The organism is Streptomyces sp. SID11385 (genome assembly GCF_010548245.1).
Lineage (GTDB): Bacteria > Actinomycetota > Actinomycetes > Streptomycetales > Streptomycetaceae > Streptomyces.
Genome location: NZ_JAAGLR010000182.1, coordinates 76852 through 97880 on the forward strand (window position 1 = coordinate 76852; position 21029 = coordinate 97880).

Annotated in this window: 17 protein-coding genes; 10 read left to right on the forward strand and 7 right to left on the reverse strand. The window is 70.5% G+C overall.

Annotation, left to right across the window (positions count from 1 at the left end; translation table 11 throughout):
• The first annotated feature begins 9 nt into the window (after positions 1-9).
• Together G3I42_RS05855 and G3I42_RS05860 are read left to right on the forward strand one after the other, a co-directional pair.
• Positions 10-513 (forward strand): hypothetical protein, encoded by a 504-nt coding sequence (locus tag G3I42_RS05855; protein ID WP_164283008.1) that lies wholly within the window; start codon positions 10-12, stop codon positions 511-513.
• Positions 514-767: 254 nt separating this feature from the next.
• Positions 768-1310, forward strand: a complete 543-nt coding sequence (locus tag G3I42_RS05860) for a BMP family ABC transporter substrate-binding protein (protein WP_164283010.1) — start codon at positions 768-770, stop codon at positions 1308-1310.
• Positions 1311-1442: 132 nt separating this feature from the next.
• On the opposite strand, the gene G3I42_RS05865 is transcribed toward G3I42_RS05860, so the two are convergent.
• From G3I42_RS05865 to G3I42_RS05890, 6 genes are all read right to left on the reverse strand, one after another.
• Entirely contained in the window at positions 1443-3146 is a 1704-nt protein-coding gene (locus G3I42_RS05865; protein WP_164283012.1) for an ATP-dependent DNA helicase RecQ, read from the reverse strand.
• Between the two features lie 212 nt (positions 3147-3358).
• Positions 3359-4366, reverse strand: a complete 1008-nt coding sequence (locus G3I42_RS05870; RefSeq protein ID WP_164283014.1) for a YdcF family protein — start codon at positions 4364-4366, stop codon at positions 3359-3361.
• Between the two features lie 70 nt (positions 4367-4436).
• A complete protein-coding gene (locus tag G3I42_RS05875) occupies positions 4437-5228 on the reverse strand; it encodes a phosphatase PAP2 family protein (RefSeq protein WP_164283017.1) in 792 nt (263 codons plus the stop codon).
• A gap of 3 nt (positions 5229-5231) precedes the next feature.
• On the reverse strand, positions 5232-6185 hold the full coding sequence (locus G3I42_RS05880) for a YihY/virulence factor BrkB family protein (RefSeq protein ID WP_164283019.1): 954 nt from the start codon (positions 6183-6185) through the stop codon (positions 5232-5234).
• On the reverse strand, positions 6186-7919 hold the full coding sequence (locus G3I42_RS05885; RefSeq protein ID WP_164283021.1) for a diacylglycerol kinase family protein: 1734 nt from the start codon (positions 7917-7919) through the stop codon (positions 6186-6188).
• Positions 7920-8217: 298 nt separating this feature from the next.
• Positions 8218-11613 (reverse strand): GH92 family glycosyl hydrolase, encoded by a 3396-nt coding sequence (locus G3I42_RS05890; RefSeq protein WP_164283023.1) that lies wholly within the window; start codon positions 11611-11613, stop codon positions 8218-8220.
• Positions 11614-11833: 220 nt separating this feature from the next.
• Between G3I42_RS05890 and G3I42_RS38180 the strand changes: the two genes are divergently transcribed.
• The 7 genes from G3I42_RS38180 (at position 11834) to G3I42_RS05940 (ending at position 16931) form a co-directional block, all read left to right on the forward strand.
• Positions 11834-13066, forward strand: coding sequence for a hypothetical protein (locus G3I42_RS38180; protein ID WP_275405225.1), 1233 nt, complete (start codon positions 11834-11836; stop codon positions 13064-13066).
• A 351-nt stretch (positions 13067-13417) separates the two neighbouring features.
• Positions 13418-13990, forward strand: a complete 573-nt coding sequence (locus G3I42_RS05910; protein ID WP_164283031.1) for a suppressor of fused domain protein — start codon at positions 13418-13420, stop codon at positions 13988-13990.
• A 586-nt stretch (positions 13991-14576) separates the two neighbouring features.
• Positions 14577-14774, forward strand: a complete 198-nt coding sequence (locus G3I42_RS05920; protein ID WP_164283033.1) for a hypothetical protein — start codon at positions 14577-14579, stop codon at positions 14772-14774.
• 31 nt (positions 14775-14805) lie between these two features.
• Complete coding sequence (locus tag G3I42_RS05925; protein WP_164283035.1) at positions 14806-15261, forward strand: hypothetical protein; 456 nt, start codon at positions 14806-14808, stop codon at positions 15259-15261.
• Positions 15262-15411: 150 nt separating this feature from the next.
• Complete coding sequence (locus G3I42_RS05930; RefSeq protein WP_164283037.1) at positions 15412-16011, forward strand: tetratricopeptide repeat protein; 600 nt, start codon at positions 15412-15414, stop codon at positions 16009-16011.
• A gap of 20 nt (positions 16012-16031) precedes the next feature.
• Complete coding sequence (locus tag G3I42_RS05935; RefSeq protein WP_164283039.1) at positions 16032-16250, forward strand: SEL1-like repeat protein; 219 nt, start codon at positions 16032-16034, stop codon at positions 16248-16250.
• A 24-nt stretch (positions 16251-16274) separates the two neighbouring features.
• On the forward strand, positions 16275-16931 hold the full coding sequence (locus G3I42_RS05940; protein ID WP_164283040.1) for a hypothetical protein: 657 nt from the start codon (positions 16275-16277) through the stop codon (positions 16929-16931).
• A 501-nt stretch (positions 16932-17432) separates the two neighbouring features.
• On the opposite strand, the gene G3I42_RS05945 is transcribed toward G3I42_RS05940, so the two are convergent.
• Positions 17433-19658, reverse strand: a complete 2226-nt coding sequence (locus G3I42_RS05945) for a catalase (RefSeq protein WP_164283042.1) — start codon at positions 19656-19658, stop codon at positions 17433-17435.
• Positions 19659-20050: 392 nt separating this feature from the next.
• On the opposite strand from G3I42_RS05945, the gene G3I42_RS05950 reads away from it, so the two are divergent.
• Entirely contained in the window at positions 20051-20863 is an 813-nt protein-coding gene (locus G3I42_RS05950) for a SigB/SigF/SigG family RNA polymerase sigma factor (RefSeq protein ID WP_164283044.1), read from the forward strand.
• Positions 20864-21029 lie beyond the last annotated feature (166 nt).

Here is a 21029-nt window from a genome sequence, read left to right on the forward strand (position 1 = left end):
CGGAAAGTCATGTTGTACTGGGATTATGAAAGCGAAGGCTGGGAATCGCGAATCTCCAGTATGCCTGAGGCGGGGCAGAGGGAATTGGCTCTTTCCTGTCTTGAGCGTACGCTGGATATGATGGATGCTCCTGGTTCAGGTGAATTCAGTGGCCCCTCGATAGCTTTCTTCAGGGATGCTGTTCAGGACTTCAGGGCAAAAGTGGGCTCTCCTGGACAATGTGTCGCGGTGCTGGATGAAGAGAATTTCTTCGAAGCTCTTCATGCCCTTCCGGATATCGATCCAGCACCTGGCGTTCCCCCGCTCGTCATGGCCTTCTCCGATTACGCGGATTGTCTCCGTAATCGCCCACTGAGTAGTCGCGAGGTGCTGGGCATCATGTCTTCGTGCTACGAGGCGATCTTGAATGAGGCGGGCCTTCCGAGGGTCACTGTGGAAGCGGAGCGCGAGAATGAGATGTGTCGTCGTGCCTTGCAGATGCAGCAACAACTGATCGGCAACGCACTGTCCTGAATGGGAAATGGTCGCCGAGCGTTTTGAAAGGGGCACGGGGCGACCTTTCCACCTACGTCGCCGACTACAGCCTCGGAGCCGGTACGCGCGTCTCGTCGATGCCGGCCTCACCTGATGGGTGGTGGGATCTCCTGTGTCGAGTGGGTCGTGCGTGAGGTGAACGTGAAAGCCGTAAAGAGCCGTTTGAGTAAGAGGACGAGGCAGAGTAGGGGATGGCCAGGGTGAGGAGTGCCGGAGACAGGCCGGGGCGCGGTGTGCTGGGCCGGCAGTCGCGGGGGCGGCTCGTCGTGTTCGGGGGGCTGGGGCTCGTGCTCCTGGCCGCTGTCGTCAGCACCGTCGCGGTGGTGGCCGGTGGGGGCGGGAGCGGGCGGCCGCCGGTGCCACCGACCAGAGCGCGGGCCTACACCGAACAGGACGCCTGTTTGCTGACCGGTTCGTCCGGGGTCGCGAAAGGTGGCGAAGCCGCGAGGGTCTGGGACGGGATGCGCGAGGCCTCCCGCGACACGCGCGCACGGGCCGCGTACACGCCTGTGACCGGGGCGCAGACCGCCGCCAACGCGACTCCCTTTCTCAACGGCCTCTTCCAGCGGTCCTGTGATGTCGTCGTCGCCTCGGGTCGGGCAGAGGTGGCGGCGGTGCGGGAGGCGGCCGGTGGGCGGCCGAAGACGCGTTTCGTGCTGGTCGGCGGCACGGTGAACGAGGAAGGCGCCGGAGGGAACACCACCGTGGTCGCGGCGGGTGCCGGTCTGGGCGGGCGCGTGGCATCGGCGGTGCGTGAGGCGCTCCAAGAGCACTGAGGGCTTCCAGGCGTCGCGTGCCCGAGAAGGTGCTCGGCTTGGGTGCGGGCGATCGCTCGGTAAGGTCCGGCGGCGTCGGAAGACCGGTCAGCGGTGGCCCCTTGGAGCGGCCGTGCGCACGTGCGGACCGCCTCAGACCTCGGCGAGCGGAGTCAGCAGTGACTGTTCCCGCACCGCGCTGAGCGACAGGGTCCGGTAGCCGGTCTCGGTGAAGAGGACCGTGAGGCGGTCCGGTTCGCCGCTCATCACCTCGCCCTCGCCCCACACGCGGTGGCTCACCCTGGTGCCGGGCGGGAAGGCGGGGCCACCCGGCGGCTCGGGGGTCGGGATCGTGTGTCCGCCGGTGCCGGCGAGTACCGCGACGCCGCCCGCGTCGCTGCCGCGCTCGCCCGCCTCGCAGTTGTCGCAGCCGGCGCACCCTTCCGCGCCGAGGTCCTCGCCGAAGTAGCCGAGGAGCGCGCGCCGTCGGCAGCCCTCGCTCTCGGCGTAGCCGCGCATCATCTCCACGCGGCTGTGCTCCAGGCGGGTACGGGCCTCGGCGAGGCGCACCGCTTCGCGCGCGCACGTGTCCCTGCGGGCACCGGGCACCGCCCGTATCCCCGCCTCCTCCAGCACGAGCCCCCCGGCCTCCGCGAGCAGGTGCAGCAGGGAGGTGAGCGTGGTGTGCGTCAGGCCGGTCTCCTCGCGCAGCACCGTGGCCGGTACGGGCCCCGCGTGGGCGCGCACCCGGTCCATGAGCCCGCTGAGTGTGCTCTCGTCCGGATGGCCGGAGGCACGGTAGCGCTGGACGCCGAGGTCCTCGGGCCGGTAGCCGAGGATCGCGCGGGCGGGCCGCCCGTCGCGGCCCGCGCGGCCGAGTTCCTGGTAGTACGCGTCGAGCGAGCCCGGCACGGAGGCGTGCAGCACGAAGCGCACGTCGGTCTTGTCGATGCCCATGCCGAAGGCCGAGGTGGCCACCACGACGTCGAGTTCGCCCGCGTGGAAGGCGTCGTGGACCGCCGAGCGTGCCGCGGACGTCATACCGGCGTGGTAGGCGGCGCCGCAGAGGCCGAGCGAGGACAGCTCCGCCGCGTACTCCTCGGTCTCCTTGCGGGTACCGGCGTAGACGATGCCCGGCTTCGGCTCTCCCGCCGCGCGCTCGACGACCCAGCGGCGCTTTGCCTCCTCGTCCTGGTGCCGGACCACTTCGAGGTGGATCTCGGGGCGGTCGAAGCCCGCCACGATCTCGCGCGCGTGCGGCATCGCGAGGTGGCGCAGGATGTCGGCGCGCACCGGGGGAGCGGCGCTCGCCGTGAGGGCGAGGAGCGGCGGGCGGCCGATCCGGTCCCGGACGCGCCCGAGCGCCAGGTAGTCGGGGCGGAAGTCGTGGCCCCAACCGGACACGCAGTGCGCCTCGTCCACGACCATGAGAGCCGGTCCGGCGGCGCCGACCATGGCGAGCACGTCGGGCTTGGCGAGTTGTTCGGGCGAGACGAAGAGGAAGTCGAGCGCGCCCTCGCGCACCCGCTCCCACGCCTGGGCGTTCTCCCGCGCCCGCTGCGCCGAGTTGACCGCCGAGGCACGGGCACCGGCGCTGCGGCCCAGCGCGGTGACCTGGTCGCGCTGGAGCGCGATGAGCGGGCTCACGACGAGGACGGGTCCTTCGAGGAGCACTCCGGGAACCTGGTAGACGGCAGATTTCCCGGCGCCGGTCGGCATCACGACGATGGTGTCCTCGCCTGCCATCACGGCCTCCATGGCGAGGAGTTGCGCGGGGCGCAGTTCCTCCCAGCCGAAGACCTCGCGCGCGGCGGCGCGCAGCCGGGAGCGGACCGGGGAGCGGCGGGCGGTGGGCATGGGGCCTCCTGGTACGGGTGCGGCGAGAACCCCGTCCGGAAAGCCCCGGCGAGGACGCCGGACGTGTACCCGGGCCGGGCCCGCCCACGACCCGCGGAGCGATATTTCCCGGGGCATGCGCACGGCACCGTCGTGCTCGACGTCACCTCACCCTGAACGGGCCGCTTCCCGGCATCCGCCGGTCGCGCCTATGCCGACGTCCGGGCGCGCCGTCACCGGCTGAGCCACCACACGAGCGCCCCGCCCAGGACCAGCAGCAGACACAGGGCGATGTTGGTGCGCCGGTAGTCGACGAGGAGCGCGACGAACTCGCGGATCATGGCGCTGGGCCAGAAGTACGAGGCCGTGGGCGCCCCCACGACGTGGCCGCGCACGCCGACGCGGCGCGCGGTGACGGCCGTGCGGAAGACGTGGTAGTTGCTCGTCACGACGACGCAGCGGTAGCGGGGGTTCGCGCCCGCCATGAGGGCGTGGCTGTTGCGCAGGTTCTCCTCGGTCGTCGCGGACCGGTCCTCGCACACCACCAGCCGCTCGGGAAAGCCCTTCGCCCGGACGTACCGTGCCATCGCCTCCGCCTCGGACAGCGCCTCGTCGCCGCCCTTCCCGCCGGAGACGAGCAGGAACGGTTCCCGCTTGCGCTTCGAGAGCACGCGCTGTGCGGTGAGCCCCCGGTCGAGCCTGGCGGCCAGCAGGGGGGAGACGCGTTCACCACCGAGCAGTCCCGCGCCGAGCACCACGACGTAGTCGGTCCTGCGCCGTACGCGCAGATGCCCGTAGAGCATGCCGTAGGCGAGTACGCACGCGAAGAGGAAGCCGACGTACCCGGCGATCGCGGCGGTGGTGACGGCGATCGCGAGGAGCGTGTGGGCGTGCAGGACGAAGGCGGCGACGAGCAGTGCGGCGAGCGCGAACAGCCCGAGACCGGCGAGGAGGGAGAGGAGGTTGGCCGGGCCGCGGCCCTCCTTGCGCACCATCGTGACGCCGTTGGCGAGGAGGAGGGGCGCGGGGACGAGGACGCACAGCGCGCCGACGACGACGGCCGCCACCGCCACGTCCCGCCCGGCGAGGGTGCCGCCGTGCACGAGGGTGAAGCACCAGGCCGCGAGGGCGAAGACGAGGGAGAGGCCGAGGAGGACCGCGTTGCTGAAGCGGCGGCGGTCCCGGAGTACCCCCACGCAGAAGACGAGGAATGTCACGGCCGCGGGGGCGTAGGCCAACATGCGGAAAGTGTAAGCGCCTTGGGGGAGTGGCCGGGCCCCTCGCCCTTCCCCGGGGGCTCGGTCGCCCGGCTCAGGAGGTGACGGGACGGCTCTCGTCCGGGTCGGGCTCGGGGTGCGGTCCGGTGAGTTCGGGTTCGAGGCCGTCCGTGAGCGCTTCGCCCGCGTGCCCGGTGTCCGTGCGCCAGCCGCGGAAGGCCCACGCGGTCGCCGCGACGACGGCGAGGCCGAGGAGCCAGCCGCCGACGACGTCGCTGAACCAGTGCACGCCGAGCGCGACCCGGGTGAAACCGACGCCGAGGACGGAGACGATGCCGAGGGCCCAGCACACCGGGCGCCAGGCACGCGGCACGAAGGGCAGCAGGGCCAGCAGGAGCACGGCGACGGACGTCATGGCCGTCATCGCGTGCCCCGAAGGGAACGAGTAGCCCGGCGCGTGCGCCACCGGGTCCTCGAACGCGGGACGGGCCCGTTCCACCACGAGCTTCACGAGCAGCCCCACGACGCCGCCGGCCACCGCCGTCACCCCCGACCAGAGGGCGAGCCGCCAGGCCCGCCGGTAGAGCAGCCAGCAGGTGAGCACGGCGACCGCGATCCGCAGCGTCACCGGGTCCCACACGTGATCGGACAGGACCCGCAGCGCCCGGGTCCAGGCCGGGTGGTCGAGCGCGATCCGGTTCAGCCGCCCGGCCGCGCCCGCGTCGACCCGGTGCAGCGGCCGCCACTTGGTCTCCACGAGGACCACGAGCAGGCCGAAGGGGACGGCGGCGAGCGCGGTGACGGCGGCGGCGCCGAGCAGCCGGACACCGAACCTGCGGTCGGCGGGCCGCCGGTAGCGGTCGGCGAGGCGGCGCAGCAAAAGCACGGGTCACACTCCTGGATCGGGTTGTTCGGGCCCGGGCACGTGGGCGCGCGAGGCTTCGAGCTGCGCGGCGAAGGAGAGCCCGAGGAAGAGGGCGACCGAGGTGAGGTACGCCCACAGCAGCAGCGACATGAAGGCGCTGAGCGGCCCGTAGACGGTGTCGAAGGAACCGCTCAGCCGCAGGTACAGGCTCAGCAGCCAGGTCAGCAGCGTCCACAGGCTCAGGTAGACACCGGCCCCGAACGCGAGCCACGTGTAGCCGGGTTGCTTGCGGCGCGGGGCGCTGCGGAAGACGACGCTCGCGGCGATGAGCGCGAGCAGGAGGCCGACGGGCCAGCGCCCGTACTCCCAGACCGTGCGGGCGCGCGCGCCGAGCCCGTAGACGGTGGTCGCCGCGGCGGCCAGGTCGCCGCCCGCGATCATGACGACGAAGCCGAGGCCGAGGGGGAGCCCCGCGGTGACCGCCATGACGAGACCGCGCCCGTACTTGAGGTGGAAGGGACGGTCGCGCTCGTTGCCGTAGATGCGGTTCGCGCCGCGCTCGATCTGGCACATCGCGGTCGTGACGTTGACGAGCGAGAAGATCGCGCCGAACCACAGCGCGATCTCGTCGCCGTCGCCCGCCGCGCTCTCGCCGCGCTCCAGCGCCTCGTCGACGACCTCGGAGCTGGGCCCGGCGGTGATCCGGTGGAGGGTCAGCTGCGCGAGCCGCCCCAGGTCCTCGGTGTGGAGCGAGGTGGACAGACCGACGAACGCGATCACGAGCGGGATGACGGCGAGCACGGTCTGGAGGGCGAGGGCGCGCGCGTTGGTGAAGCCGTCCGCGTACCGGAAGCGGACGAAGGAGTCCCGTACCAGCTGCCAGCGGCCGTAGCGGCGCAGCGCCGCGAGCGCTTCGTCGGCGGAGAGTTCCTCACCGGTCATGTCCCGCGTCACCGGGACCTTCGAGACGCTGCCCATCTACGCGGTCACCACCGGCGCCGTCGTCCGCGCGTCCCGCGGGGCGGCCTTCTCGCGCGGTACGAGAACGGTCAGCGCGCCGGGGAGCACGGAGACCGTCAGCCGGGTGCCGTGCGCGGCGGTCTCGCCGTCGTACTCGCGCGGCTGCGGGGCGGAGAAGGTGAGTTCGGCGTGCCGGAACCGGAAGTACTCGACGGGCGGCAGCCCGGTGCCGGGCGCCGGGTCGGTGCTCTCCTCGCGGCGCAGCAGGGTGCGCAGGGAGCGCAGCCAGCCGCCGGCACCGCGCGGGTCCAGGATCAGCAGGTCGAGGTGGCCGTCGTCGGGGCGGGCCCCGGGAACGAGCCGGATTCCGCCCTGGAGGGCGCCGACGTTGGCGACGAGGGCCATGCGCGCCGCGCGGCGCAGTTCCGGGCCGCCGTCGAGCCGCAGGACGACCTCGGCGCGGCCGTGGCCGATCTCCTCCATACCGGCGAGGACGTAGGCGGGCCAGCCGAGCGCCGACTTGGCGCGGTCCCCGGTGCGCTCCATGACGGCGGCGTCGAGCCCCGCCCCGGCCATGACGGCGAAGACGGTGGCGGGGAGTCCGTCGCCCTCGACGCGGCCCAGGTCGATGCGCCGGGTCCGCCCGGCGAGCGCGGCCTCCAGCGCGGTGGCGGGGTCGAGGGGCAGGCCGAGGTTGCGGGCGAGGAGGTTGCCCGTGCCGCTGGGCACGATGGCGAGCGGGACGCCGCTGTCGACGAGTTCCTCGGCCGCCGCCCGTACCGTTCCGTCGCCACCGCACACGACGACGAGCGCCGCTCCCCTGCGCACCGCCTCGCGGGTCTGCCCCGGGCCCGGGTCCTCGGGCGTCGTCCCCAGGAACTCGACATCCTGCCTGCCGTACCGCCCGAGCAGCGCGCGCAGTTCCTCGCGGGCGCCCGCGCCGGTGACGGAGGGGTTGTGGACGACGAAGACCGTGCCCTCGGCGAGGTCGGGCGCGTCGGCGGGCGCGTCGGTCGCGGGGTGCGGCTCGGCGGTCACCGAGGCGTCGATCAGCAGGAGCCGGGCGGCGACGGCGACCGAGAGCAGGCCGTTGACGAGTCCGCCGACGACGTCCGTCGGGTGGTGCATCCCGCGGTAGAGGCGGGCGAGGCCGACGAGGAGCGGCAGGAGCAGGAGGAGCCCGGCGAGCGCCTTGCGCCAGGGGCGGCGCACGCGGGTCAGGACGAGGACCGCGAGCCCGGTGTAGAGGGCGGTGGCCGCTCCGGTGTGCCCGGAGGTGTAGGAGGAGGTGGGGGGTGAGGCGTCGAGGCGGTGCACGTCCGGCCGGTCGCGGTCCACGGAGAGCGTGATGAGCAGGAAGACGAGCGCCTGCGTGGAGACGGCGACGGCGAGGAAGACGGCCTGGCGCCACATGGGCAGCCGCGGGATCAGCAGCAGGCCGAGGCAGACGAGCAGCGTGCCGATCACGACGGTGAGGGTGTTTCCTCCCTCGGAGCCGACCGAGGAGAGCGTGGTCAGCGTGCCGGTGCGTATCCCCTCCAGCCCCTCGTCGACGCGGTCCTCCACCGTCAGCGGCCATACGTGCTCGGCCGGGCCGGTGATGAGCAGTCCCGCGCCGACGAGCAGCCCCGCCTGGCTGACGGTCAGTACCGCGACGCGGCCCAGCGCTCCCGCGCTGCCGAGCGGCAAGACGCGTTTCCTGGCATGCGGTCGTGCGTTCGCCGCTGCTGTCGCGGACACGGATACGGACATGGGCCCCCACCTTCGGCGCCCTGGTGGGCGCGCTCCCGCCGGCTCTCTTCCGCCGGTCCCCAGCCGTTTGCCCCTGCGGGAGGAAAACAGGCCGACCGGTGTGCGGCGGGGGAGGGGGCGCCGGGGCCGGGACGCGCCGGGGCCTCGAAGAGGACGGTCTGCCGGACCTCACCCGACGGGGCCTCACGACCGGGAGGACCTGGCCCAGGACCGGAAAAGGGACGCCCCCGTGCCGGTGCACCGGCACGGGGGCATTCGCCGACAGCCGCCGCCCGCCTGGTAGCGGCGGCGGCCGCGATCAGCGCCGCAGGGTCATGGCGTAGATCGCGAGGTCGCTGTCGCGTTGCCAGTCGAGCCCTCCGGACCCGGGAGCGACCCAGGCCGGCACGGAGGGCCTGGCCAGGGAGAGGGACCGGACCTGCTTGCCGGCCTTGAGGGGGATGGTCGTCTCGTAGAGCGACGCCTTGGTGTCGGTCTTCCCGCTTCCGGCCTTGAGCTGGTAGGCGGTGGTCAGGGACACGGCGTTGCCGAAGTCCGGTGTCCTGTTCGCCCAGCCGGTGAGTTCGAGCGGGACCGTCGCGGTGCTGCCGTCCGTGTAGGTCACGACGGCGGTGGCCGACGCGGCGCCGGTGCTGCCGTTGTCGGACGCGCCCACGAGGTGCAGGCTGCGGTACGTGCCGGTGGGCAGGGCGATCGCCTGTCCGGTGGACTTGACGAAGTTCTTGCTGCTGCCGCCGGTCGGGGGCGCCTGGTACGTCACCCCGCCGAGGGTGACCGGCCCCGGCGCGGGCAGTTGGTCGGCGGCCCAGCTCAGCCCCGTACCGTCGAAGTCGCCCTGACCCGGTGCGTCGAGCGTGGCGACCCCGTCGTTGTTGTAGGCCGCCTTCAGGTCGACCGCGCACGACGTGCTCGTCCGGATGGCGCAGGTCGCGGCCCGCTGGACCACGACGGTGACGTCCTTCTCGACCGCGGGGGCTCCGGGAAGCTTCGCGGTGACCCGTACCGTGTAGGTGCCCGCCGCGGTCCCGGCGGGGACGGTGATCCGCAGACGGTCGTTCAGCTGGGTGGGCAGCCCGTCCGACGCGGCCGTCGCCGTCGCGTGGGCCGGCGCCGCCGTCCATCCCTTCGGAGCCTTCGTGGTCACCGCGACCCGCGAGGTGTGCGGGGACGTGGCCAGCAGCGTCACGTCGATCTGCTGCTGCGACGGGCCGTCCGCCGGGGGCTCCATGACGACCTGACCGGGGGCGACCGCGGCGCTGAGCCGGTGCTGCGGAGCGGCTGTCGTGTCGATCGACGGCGGGACGTTCTTCGCGGCCGTCGCCCAGGCGGTGGGCTCGGTGCTCAGATCGAACCGGACGTGTCCGCCGTGGGCGATGTCGGCCTGCTCCACCCATGCCTTGTCCCAGGCCCGGCCGTTCACCGTCGCGGAGGCGATGTAGCGCTTGGCCATGCTGCTGCCCGGCGCCGAGATCGTCAGGGTCCCGCCCTGCGTCTTGCCGTAATGGCCGATCTCGACGCGGGCGTTCGGGAACTGCGGCGTGGTGATGACGTCGAAGTTGCCGCCGGACACCACGGGATAGAGCCCCAGCGACGACATCACGTACCAGGAGGACATCTCGCCCATGTCGTCGTTGCCGGGGACGCCGCCCGGGCTGTTCGTGAACAGGGTCTCCTGGGCCTTGACCACGGTCGAGGTGCGGCCGGGCTGCCCCGTCCACGCGTAGAGGTAGGGCGCGATGAGGTTCGGCTCGTTGTTCGGGTTGTACTTCGTGGAGCCGTAGTAGTCGTACGGGTCGCTGACCCAGGCGGTGCGCGCGGTCCCCGCCGGGTCGGCGAGGAGGTCGTCGTAGGCGAAGAACTGGTTGAGCCGGTCGGTCGTCGCCGCCTTGCCGCCCAGCATGCCGACCAGGCCCGCCGGGTCCTGGGGCACCAGCCACTGGTACTGGCTCGCGTTCTGCTCGTGGAAGCCGTGGTCGCTCGTGACCGGGTCGTACGGGGTCAGCCAGGTGCCGTCGTCCGCCGTGCGCGGACGGAACTGACCGGTCTGCCTGTCGTAGATGTTCTTGTACGACTGGCCGCGCTTGGCGAACATCGCGGCGTCCGCCTCGTGGCCGAGGCCCTTCGCCATCAGCGCCAGCGAGGCGTCGGCAGCCGCGTACTCCAGCGTGGCCGACGCGCCGTAGTAGCAGTCGTTGTCGTTCGACTTGGTCGGGCAGCAGTTGCCGGCCGTGCTCCCGTCGCACTCGGCGTTCGACCTGACGTTCAGGCCGTAGGGGACGTAACCCCGCTCCGCGTAGTACGCGACGCCGGCGCGCCCGTTCTGGCGGACGTCGGCGGACGGCACCTCGGTCGCGTTCGCGCGGAGGTACTTGTACGCCTCACGCGCGTCCGCCCCGGTGAGCAGCCCCTTGGACCAGCCCTCGACCAAGTACGGGGTGACCGGGTCGCCGGTCATGATGTTGCCTTCCTGGTCCTCCAGGTACCAGCGCGGCAGCGCGCCGCCCTCCCGCGCGACCGCCAGTATCGACATGTCGATGTCGTGCGCGACTTCGGGGACGAGCATTTCGAGGAGCTGGTTCTGCGTCCGGAAGGTGTCCCACAGCGAGAAATTGCTGTAGGGGGTGTAGCCGTCGGCGGTGTGGGTCCTCTTGTCGGCCCCGACGTAGCGGCCGTCGACGTCACCGATGAGGTTGGGATCGACCATGGAGTGGTACAGCGCCGTGTAGTAGGCGACCTGCTGGTCGTGCGAGCCGCCACCGATCGCGGCCTTGTGCAGCATCGTGTTCCACTGACGCTTCAGTGCCTTGTGGACGGCGTCGAAGTCGAACCCGAACTTCCCCGTCTCCGCCGAGAGGTTCTTGTGGGCGCCGGCGAGTCCGGTGAAGGAGAGCCCCACCTTCGCGACCACGGGAGCGTCGTTCTTCGTCGTGTCGAACGTCACCCACGCCCCGTTGGACCCCTTGGCGGCCGACTCGCGGGAACCCGGGGTCCGGTCGGTGCCCTTCCAGGTGCCGTAGGACGAGAACGGGCGGCTGAGCCGGGCGACGAAGTAGGTCTTCTTGGAATCCTCGACCCACCCCTCGATCGTCCTGTCGCCGACGACGTGGATCTCCGAACCCGACACCCCCGCACCGGCGTTGAACAGCACGTTCGCCTGACTCGTCCGCGGGAACGTGTACTTCTGCCACCCCGTGCGCGCGGTCGCCGTCAACGCGGCGGTCACGTCGTACTTGTCGAGCTTCGTCTGGTAGTAATCAGGCCCCGTCGTCTCGTTGGCGTGGCTGAAGGGCGACGCGTACTGCGCCGGGTCGGTCGAACTCACCGCGCCGGTGGTGGGCATCATCGGCAGGTAGTTGAACCGGCACCCGTTGATGGTCGTCTGGCTGAAGCCGGTGACCGTGTCGGCGGACTCCCGGTCGCACCCCGTGCCCCCGCCCGACTTCATCAGCGGGCTCTCCTGCACCAGGCCGAACGGCGCGCCCGCGGCGGGGAAGTCGAGCCCTTCGTTCTCCGTCCCGATGAACGGGTTGACCAGCTTCGTCAGATCGGCGCCCGCTCCCGGTGCCGCCTCGGACACCGACGCCGAGGGCGTGGCGGCGCTCGCGACCGTCCCGGTCCCGGCGACGGTTCCGGTGGCCGCGAGCGCTATGCAGAGAGTGGCCGCCGCCCACCGGTCCTTCATGCGCCGTGTCATCGCTCTGAGGCGGGAGGCGTGGGGTGCGGGGACCGCGCGGGGCGCATGGGCCGCACGGGTTGCTGGGGAATGCTCTACAGGCATATCGCTCCCACAAACGTCCGGAGACATCGTTGTCATGGGCTGACGCACGACGCTAAAACGCTTTCTTCCGCTCCCGCAAGGGGTCGGCACCCGCCGCTCGCGAGGACCCGCCGGTCGGGCGGCGCGCTCCGGCGCCTTGCTCGCCCGACCGGACGAACACCCCCGAGTTCCCCGCTCGCAGTGCTCAACGCACCTGCTTTCCTCGGGACTTCTTGTCCTGTCGCGCTCCCACCGCCGGCACAAGGCGAAGAAGACCGCGCACAAGGTCGCACACACCGTCAAGAAGGCGGCACACGCTGTCTCGCACGCGGCCCGCACTGCCTACCACGCGACCGTCAAGGCCGCGAAGAGCACGGCAACCTTCGTCAAGCACCACGCCGCCGCCATCACCTCGTTCGTCGTCTCGACGGCGGTCTTCGCGGGGTGCGAGGCGGTGACCGGCGGGGTCGGTTCGATCGGCTGCGCCGCCGTCGCGGGGGCCGCGGGCTCCCTCGTGACCCAGGGCTTCGCCTGTGCCCAGTCGGGTGGGGACGAGTGCTCGGTCGGCGCCTTCGCGGGCTCGGCGGCGGAAGGCGCGCTCGCCGGCGCGGCAGGGGGCCTGCTCGGCAAGGCGGGCGGCGCGCTGCTCGCCAAGGCGGCCCCAAAGGCGAAGAAGGTCGTCGGCGGCCTCTTCGGCCGGGGCGCCACGGACGCGGGCGAATCCGCGGCGGCGGACGCGACGGACCAGGCGGCGCTGGCGCAGGAGACGCGTGGTGCGGTGTCGGAGTCGGGTTCCCGTCCGGGGTGTACGGACCCGCACCGGGTACTCCCGGCGGACGGCACGACCAAGCCGATCGATCAGGTCAAGGTCGGCGACACCATCGCCAACGCGGTACCGGGCCTGACGGCCATGGAGGCGCACGAGGTCACGGCGGTCATCGTGACCCAGCCGCGCACGTCCCTGTCGGAGAAGGCACGGGCGAAGGCCCGCAGGGCGGCGGTGGCGCTGACGGCGCTGGGCGCTCTGGCGGGAGCGGCGGGCCCGGCGGCGGCCTCCGGACCGGCTTCCGCTTCGGCGCCGGTTTCGGTCCCGGCTCCCACTTATGCTCCGGCCGCGCTGCACACCACCTTTCACCACCCCTCCCTTCTACGACGTCACCCGCTCCGCCTTCGTCGAGGCGAAGGACCTCCACAAGGGCGACCTCCTCCAAACCCCCACGGGCACGGCGGAGATCACGGGACTCCGCCTTTACCACGCGCACAGCACGACCTACGACCTGACGGTCGGGGAACTGCACACGTACTACGTCGTGGCTGGGACTACCCCGGTCCTCGTTCACAATTGCGGGGGCGCCCGGTTCGAAGTGGATTCCAGCGGGGTTGCGAGTGACCTAGAAAACCCGGTCACGGCGACAGTTCCGTACAATCGGGCTACGCACTACGGTGGCTCTCAGACAAATGGCCCTGGCGGCCGGGCGGCGCGAACAGCGGGTGAGGGCCAGCCATGCCCGGAGTGCGGCGCTACGGTGACAGCAGGAACCGCTCATGCCCCCGTTCCCGAGCATGACCCACCGCTTGTTCTCTACTACTATCGCGGCGGCGGGTCGGCAATGACTAACGCAGAGCGAAGAGCCTACGCAAGGAATGACGGCATCAATGAGGCCGCATGTCAGGTCTGCCAGCGATCGCAGGGGGCCGAGATGGCGAAGGTCTCCAAGGCGATAAAAAGGAATCTGGAACTATGACCGAAGAAAGCGAACGTTTGTCGGCCCTTGAGCGGCATGTTCGGAGATTCTGGGATGGTCATATTGTGGAATCCGCCTCCTGGGATCGCGGGCCGATCCTCGAGCGGGTTCCGCACTTCGCCACCTACCGGGTCTACCCCCAGCGTGCTGGTGAGGCATGGGTTTACGTAACAGTTGGGTCCTCTATGTGTGGATCTGCAGTCGGTGGAATTGAGTTCTTTGTGATGTCTCCCGTGGCTGCCGACATCCACTCGGAAACGCTGGCAATGGTGAGTCACTTCCACTCGTATGAGGCTCATCAGTTGGACGTGGGATCGGTCATCGATATTGGCCGCCCTTGGATGCCGGGTTCGCGCATGGATTACCTCTTGGTGAGTCTTCCCTATCCATACGGTCCTGAACTTGAATGGTCTCCTGGGGAAGCGGGTAGTGCGCGATTCTTGTGGCTGCTTCCGATCCACAAGAGCGAGGCTGATTTCATCAAGCATGAGGCTCTCGATGAGCTCGAATCCATGCTGGACGCGGAAGGCGTGAACGTATTGGATCCCAATAGGAATCCGGTTGTCTGAGAAAACCCTTGTCGTCTTACAGCTCGCATTGTGAGCCGTAAGTCGATTGGCCCCTTCCGGGCTGCCGCTTATCGCTACCCGTGGGACGCAGGAAACCCACTGTAGGGCCCGGCCAGGAATATAGTCTGGCGGGGCCCTACAGCGGTTTTGACGGCAACGCTGACGGCAGCGTTAGCGGACAGCGGTTGTGACAGACGGGTCGCTGGGTTCTCCATCGGTGGGGCTGAGGGCGTCGTTCAGGATGTCGATAGCTTGGCGTTGGAGGCGGAGCCTTACGTGGCGTAGACGCCGGCGGTGACGCCGATGTGGGCGTGCCTAAAAGCTCCTTCAGGTCAAGGCCGGGGACACGGTCGCCAACGCGGTACCGGGCCTGACGGCCATGGAGGCGCACGAGGTCACGGCGGTCATCGTGACCCTACCGGCCGGGACTTCGTGGACGTGAAGGTGCGTAACCACGTGGCGAAGAAGCCGCGTACGTCCCTGTCGGAAAAGGCGCGGGCGAAGGCCCGCAAGGCGGCGGTCGCGCTGACAGCGCTGGGTGCGGTCGACGGGGCAGGGCAGTCGCGCAGAGCCCAAAGCCTGGAGGATGATGCAGACGGATCTCGTAAACTCCGGCCGCATCGATGCAGCCATGATGAATGACATCAATGACGTCCTTACGCGCTTCCCTGGAAAGTACAACAACGCCATCGGCGATATGATTGGCGGCCTGAATGGAAACGCGCAGTACCAAGCACTGCGCGGCGTCTCTCAACAAGTTCACGTTCAACTGACTCTGTGGTAGACCACCGCAGGTACCGTTCTGGAGGCGATTCATGGTTATCGATCTCGACCCTCCCCGGGGGTTTGGCAGCCTGCAGATCGGCATGTCGATCGAAGCCGCCGAGCAGGCCCTCATGGAGCTGCCGGGGTTCGTTCCCCCCGCAGTGGGGGAGGTTAGGAATAAGGGATTTGCTCACTATGAATCCCAGCTGTCGATTTCTCTTGATTTCGATCCCCGCGGAGTGGTGAGCGCCATAGAGCTGTTCCGCCCCGACGAAAACGTTCAGGTCACCTTCCGTGGACTGTCCCTGTTCGAGGAACCTGCCGACGTCGTTATCTCGCGGCTAGCCGAAATGTTTCAGCTCGAAATCGAAGACGATGGGTTGAATGTTATGGCCCCCGACGTATTCATCGGGCTTTGGAGAAGGACACTTCCCGAGATATCTGGCGATGACGATGGGCGATACTTCGAGTCTGCTCTTATCGCTGCACCCGGGTACGGTACGTAGGTAATTTGAGAACCAAAGCAGAGGAAGTCGGGAAGCCAGGTGTGTGCGCAGAAGCGCGAATGTGCGCTAACGCCCTGAGTCGCCTTGAGGTAAAGTTCTTCCGATTGCCATGAAAGGTGCTGGGCGTTGGGTTCCGGCGAGGAGGCATTCATGGGCGAAGTAACGTCGTCCTGGCGTGTGTTCCCTGAGAAGGTGCCCGTCCAGCTTCTTCTGCGGAAGGGGGAGCGGGCGGAGGCATGCCTGGACTTCGTGGCCGCCGGGCACTGGTATTTCCATGCCAAACGCAAAGGCTCCGCAGAGGGGTGGGAGAGAGCGGAGGGCCTTCGCACTCGATTCGAGGTTCTTGCTGAGCAGGGAAACCTCGACGCGAAGGTTCTCCTGGCGGGGTTGCTGCTCGCGCGAGGTGAGCAACTTCCTCTTGCGGTATCGATGCTGGAAACTGCTGCCGCCGGCTCCGTGCCCGAGGGCATGAGGGGGCTGGGCTTCCTTCTGACAAGGGGGTTGGGTGTGCCGGCTGATCCCCAGCGGGCCAACGACATGTATCTCGCTGCCGCAGAACTGGGTGACGGCTACGCGGCCTTCAATCTCGCGGTGAATTTCTATCAGGGCAACGGTACAGGTAGAAATTATCGAAAGTTTTTCAAATGGCTTGAAGCGGCGGGGAGCCTCGGGATTCCCGAAGCCTGGGCCATGTTGGGCAGTCAGTGTGCGAAAAAGGTCTTGAACGTGATTCTTTGCGTTGGTACGTGAGGGCGGCTGAGGCGGCACACGTGCCCGCGATGTTCATTGCCGCCTGCTGTTATCAGGAGGGAACGGGTACCGAGGTCGACAGGGTTCAAGCGCTCCGCTGGCTCCTTGCGCCGCTGGAACGAGGCAACGGAGATGGCGTTCATGACGCGCGTGCCCTGGCCGGGTCCATGACGCCGGAACAGGTTCGCGAGGCCGGTCGTCTGTCTGGGTTTCCGCAAGCTGCCGAGTCGTTCCTGTGATCACGCACAGGAGCCGACCGGGCGATGTCGAGCAACGGTCGTGAGGACGTGATGGGGAAGAGGACGGGAAAGTCCGTAGCGGTGGCCAGGACGGGGAGAGGGGGGAAGGGGGCGTGGGCGAGGCTGCGGGAGCGGCAGTCGCCGCGTCGACTGTGGAGACGAACGCTCGCGCTTGGAACGGCGGCCCTTCTGCTCGTTGCCGCTGTCACCGTCACGGTGGCCGTTCTCCTGGGGAGGGACGGTGGGGGGCGGCCGCCGGTGCCGCCGACGCGGGCGCGTGCCTACAGCCAGCAGGACGCTTGTCTGCTGACCAGCGCGTCCGGGGTCACGGCCGGTACGACGGCCGCCGTGGTCTGGGACGGAATGCGCGATGCCTCCCGTGACACGCACGCGCGGGTCGCGTACACGCCGGTGACCGGGGCGCAGACCGTCGAGAACGCGACTCCCTTCCTCAACGGGCTCTTTCAGCGTTCCTGCGAGGTTGTCGTCGCCTGGCGCGGGGCGGAGGTGGCAGCGGCGCGGGAAGCGGCCGGTGAACGGCCGAGGACACGTTTCATTTTGGTGGGTGGCGTGACGGACGGGGGTGGCAGCAAGGGGAACAACACCGTTGTCGTCGCCCCGGACGGCGAGGTGCGCGCGCACATCGCGGATGCGGTGCGGGAGGCTGTCGCGGGAAACTGATGCGCCTCGCGCGGGCGGCGCGGCCGAAGCCGGCCGATCAGGCCAAGGTGGGCGACAGGGGCGACAGGGGCGACAGGGGCGCCAGGCGGCGCCAGGCCTGCCGTGCCCACACCGGCCCACAAGGCCGCGGCGGCGCCGGCCGGTGTGGGCACGGCAGGCTGCGCGGTGGGGCTCGGTGCCGGTCACGGCTTCGGCATCGGAGCAGGCGCCGGTGGCGGCCTCCGCTCCGGTGAGACGGTCTCTGCGCCGGCCCCCGTTTCGGCTGAGAAGGCGCACGGGGGAGCGGTCGCGGCGGGCGGACCCGGCGGGACGGGCAACGTGGCGCGGACCACCGGCTGAGCCCGTCGCTCCCTCGCCCCCGCCGGGCCCCGGAAGAGCACGCGCCACCCGTTCGCGCACGAGCGACCCTCACGAAGGACAGGGGGCACGCCGCCGATGCGTTGCGTGCCCCCTGTGCGGTGCGTGTCCCTCGGGCGGTGCGTGGCCCGCGCGTGGTGCGGGTCAGGAACCGGCCGGGAAGCGGTCCCAGACGCGGTGCGTGCGCAGCAGGCCCGTGAGCTGTTCGAACACCTGCGTGCCGGAGCCGCCGAGCACCACGCCCGGCGCGTCCTGCGGCACGCGGGCCGCCGAGAGGGCGGCCTCGGCGCCCGCCCAGCCGCCGATCGCCTTGCCGTGCCGGTACGCCTCACCGAGCAGCAGCGCGAGCCGCGGCTCCACCTCCGCGCCCTGGACGCCCGTCTTGGCGTCCCGTACCGGCAGCGAGTCGGCGGCCGGGGCCGGGGAACCGGCGACGAGCAGGGCGTCGAACTCGATGGAGCGCGCGGTCGCGAAGGTCCGCTGGACGGTGACGCCGTCGAGCGTCCCGCCCGCCGGAGCGACGACCAGCGGCACCATGTCCGCCGCGAACACCGCGTCGCGCAGCGCCCGCACCCCCTCCGGGTCGGCGCCCGGCGCGACGACGATGCCGATGTTGCGGCCCTCGGTGGGCCACTCCTGGCCGAGCTGCGAGAGCGCGGGACTCACGAGGCCGTCGTCGGAACCCGTCTCGGGAGCCGGGGCGGGCAGCCCGAGCGCGGTGGCGACCTCGGAGCACAGGCGCTCGTCGATGTGCGCGAGCGTGAGCAGGACGCGCTCCTTGACGGCCTGCTCGTAGCACTTGCCCAGCTCGAAGCTGTAGGCGCCGATGATGTGCTCCTGCTCGACCGGCGACATGCTGCGCCAGAAGAGGCGCGCCTGGCTGTAGTGGTCGTCGAAGGACTCCGCCGCCTCGCGGACCTTGCGCGAGGCGGGCAGCGCGACCGGGACCTCGATGTCCGCGCCCTGCGCCGCGCCCGCCTGGAAGGGACAGCCGCCGTCGAGCGAGTTCGGGCGGTACGGGGCGACGCCCTGGTGCACGGCCGTCTGGTGCATGCCGTCCCGCAGCATGTCGTTGACCGGCGCGTGCGTGCGGTTGATCGGCAGCTGCGCGAAGTTGGGGCCGCCGAGGCGCGTGAGCTGGGTGTCCAGGTACGAGAAGAGCCGTCCCTGGAGCAGCGGGTCGTCCGTGACGTCGATGCCCGGGACGAGGTGACCGACGTGGAAGGCCACCTGCTCGGTCTCGGCGAAGTAGTTCGAGGGGTTGCGGTTGAGGACGAGCCGCCCGATCGGCTGGACCGGTGCCAGCTCCTCCGGCACGATCTTCGTCGGGTCGAGCAGGTCGATGCCCTCGAAGGTCTGCTCGGGGGTGTCGGGGAAGGTCTGGATGCCCAGCTCCCACTCGGGGAACGCGCCCGCCTCGATCGCGTCCGCCAGATCGCGCCGGTGGAAGTCGGGGTCGGCCCCGGCCGCGAGCTGGGCCTCCTCCCACACGAGGGAGTGCACACCGAGCTTCGGCTTCCAGTGGAACTTCACGAGCGTCGTCTCGCCGGCCGCGTTCTGGAGCCGGAAGGTGTGGACGCCGAAGCCCTCCATCATCCGGAACGAACGCGGGATGCCCCGGTCGGACATGTTCCACAGCGTGTGGTGGGTCGCCTCGGTGTGCAGTCCCACGAAGTCCCAGAAGGTGTCGTGGGCGCTCTGCGCCTGCGGGATCTCCCGGTCCGGGTGCGGCTTGCCCGCGTGGATGACGTCGGGGAACTTGATGGCGTCCTGGATGAAGAACACCGGGATGTTGTTGCCGACGAGGTCGAAGACGCCCTCCCCGGTGTAGAACTTCGTCGCGAAGCCCCGCGTGTCGCGCACGGTGTCGGCCGAGCCGCGCGAACCGAGCACCGTCGAGAAGCGCACGAAGACGGGAGTTTCGGCGTCCTTCGCGAGGAAGGCCGCCTTCGTCACGCCGCTCGCCGTGCCGTACGCCGTGAAGACGCCGTGCGCCGCGGCGCCGCGCGCGTGCACCACGCGCTCCGGGATGCGCTCGTGGTCGAAGTGCATGACCTTCTCGCGCAGGTGGTGGTCCTGGAGGAGCACCGGCCCGCGCGGGCCCGCCTTGAGCGAGTGGTCCGTGTCGTGCATCCGGTCGCCCTGCGCGGTCGTCAGCCACTCGCCCTGCTGCGCCACCGCCTGCTGCGGGGCGCCCGTGGGCGCTCCCGTGGGACTCCCCGTCGCGGGGCCGCTCTGGTCGCCCTTGGGCGGGGCGGGCTCGTGGGGCTCGACGGGCTCGGCGACCTCCGGGGTCACCGTGGACGGCACACCGGGCACGCGGGGCTCGTCCGAGGATTCCGGCGGTACGGCGGCGGGATTCGTGGGCATGGGGGTGGCCTTCTCTCGTACGGGGGCCCGCCTCTCGCGGGGCCGCTCACGGGGTACCCGGTGAACGGTGGCTCACGCGTGACCGGCCGTGGATGGGGCCGGGAGAGTGAGGGGGAATCACCGCCATGGCACGTCGGCGGCGACCGGTGCACGAGCCGGACCCGCCCGCTGTCCCGCCAAGACGACACGAGAAGGAAAGCAGGGGAAAAACCGACAAGATGCGGTATGCCGCGAAACCGGGAGGATGGACGGGACAGCGGTGCTCAGGAATCAGGCACGCGAGGGCGCTGCTGGTCACGTGGGCGCGTGTTTCCGCCACCGCTCGTGTGACCGGACGGGGCCGTCGCCCGGACAAGGCCCTCCCCAAGGCCGGCGTCGACAGGAGCTACGTGGTGGATACGACCACCTCCCCGCAGAAGCCGGAGCACTCCGGCGGCTCCGGCGGCGCGTGCGGCTTCACGCTCCTCAGACGTCTGCCTCCCGGCCCCGACAAGGAGCGCCAGCGTGCCGTGCTCGTCGAGGCATGGCTCCCCATGGCGCACCGCATCGCCGGTCGCTACCGCGGTCGTGGCGAGACGCTGGAGGACCTGTGCCAGGTCGCCGCGCTCGGCCTGCTCAAGGCCGTCGACCGCTTCGACCCCGAGGTGTCCGAAGCCTTCGAGACCTACGCGGTGCCCACCATCCAAGGCGAGCTGAAGCGGCACTTCCGCGACAACACCTGGGGCGTGCACGTCCCGCGCCGGGTGCAGGAACTCCGCAGCGCCGTACGCGCGGCTCTCCACGAACTGGCCCCGCACACCGCGCCCCGCCGCCCCTCGGTGGGTGAACTCGCCCAGCGCGCGAAGCTGAGCGAGGAGGAGGTGTGCCAGGGGCTCGAAGCCCTCGACAGCTACCGGTCCGTCTCCCTCGACAGCACCGCGCCGTCCGAGGACGAGCACGCGCTGCGCGACCGGCTGGGCGCGGAGGACCCCGCCTACGCGACCGTGGTCGACCGGGAGTCGGTACGGCCGGCTCTCGCCGAGCTGCCCGAGCGCGAGCGGTACATCCTCTACCTGCGGTTCTTCCACGCGCGCACGCAGCGCGCCATCGCCGCCGAACTCGGCCTCTCGCAGATGCACGTCTCCCGGCTCATCACCCACGCGTGCGGACGCGTCAGGCGCCGGGTCGAGGCCCGCCCCCCACGCGGCGGGCCCACGGAACGCTGAGTCCGACGCCGCGCCCCGCGTCGACGTCGGACGGCCCGCACCGGCCACGCACCGCATGGCCGCTGGCGGCGCCGCCGGGCTCTCAGCCCACATAGCGGCGCGCCGTACCGGAGCGTTGCGCGGCTTCCAGCGCGGCGAGGCGGTCCTCTAGCCAGGGCGGTACGGC

Coding starts and splice junctions, on each gene's coding strand:
- G3I42_RS05930 (WP_164283037.1), top strand. CDS start 15,412: ATGGGCGAAGTAACGTCGTCCTGGCGTGTGTTCCCTGAGAAGGTGCCC.
- G3I42_RS05885 (WP_164283021.1), bottom strand. CDS start 7,919: ATGTCCGTATCCGTGTCCGCGACAGCAGCGGCGAACGCACGACCGCAT.
- G3I42_RS05925 (WP_164283035.1), top strand. CDS start 14,806: ATGGTTATCGATCTCGACCCTCCCCGGGGGTTTGGCAGCCTGCAGATC.
- G3I42_RS05945 (WP_164283042.1), bottom strand. CDS start 19,658: ATGCCCACGAATCCCGCCGCCGTACCGCCGGAATCCTCGGACGAGCCC.
- G3I42_RS05920 (WP_164283033.1), top strand. CDS start 14,577: ATGATGCAGACGGATCTCGTAAACTCCGGCCGCATCGATGCAGCCATG.
- G3I42_RS05940 (WP_164283040.1), top strand. CDS start 16,275: ATGTCGAGCAACGGTCGTGAGGACGTGATGGGGAAGAGGACGGGAAAG.
- G3I42_RS05910 (WP_164283031.1), top strand. CDS start 13,418: ATGACCGAAGAAAGCGAACGTTTGTCGGCCCTTGAGCGGCATGTTCGG.
- G3I42_RS05865 (WP_164283012.1), bottom strand. CDS start 3,146: ATGCCCACCGCCCGCCGCTCCCCGGTCCGCTCCCGGCTGCGCGCCGCC.
- G3I42_RS05870 (WP_164283014.1), bottom strand. CDS start 4,366: ATGTTGGCCTACGCCCCCGCGGCCGTGACATTCCTCGTCTTCTGCGTG.
- G3I42_RS05855 (WP_164283008.1), top strand. CDS start 10: ATGTTGTACTGGGATTATGAAAGCGAAGGCTGGGAATCGCGAATCTCC.
- G3I42_RS05880 (WP_164283019.1), bottom strand. CDS start 6,185: ATGGGCAGCGTCTCGAAGGTCCCGGTGACGCGGGACATGACCGGTGAG.
- G3I42_RS05890 (WP_164283023.1), bottom strand. CDS start 11,613: ATGACACGGCGCATGAAGGACCGGTGGGCGGCGGCCACTCTCTGCATA.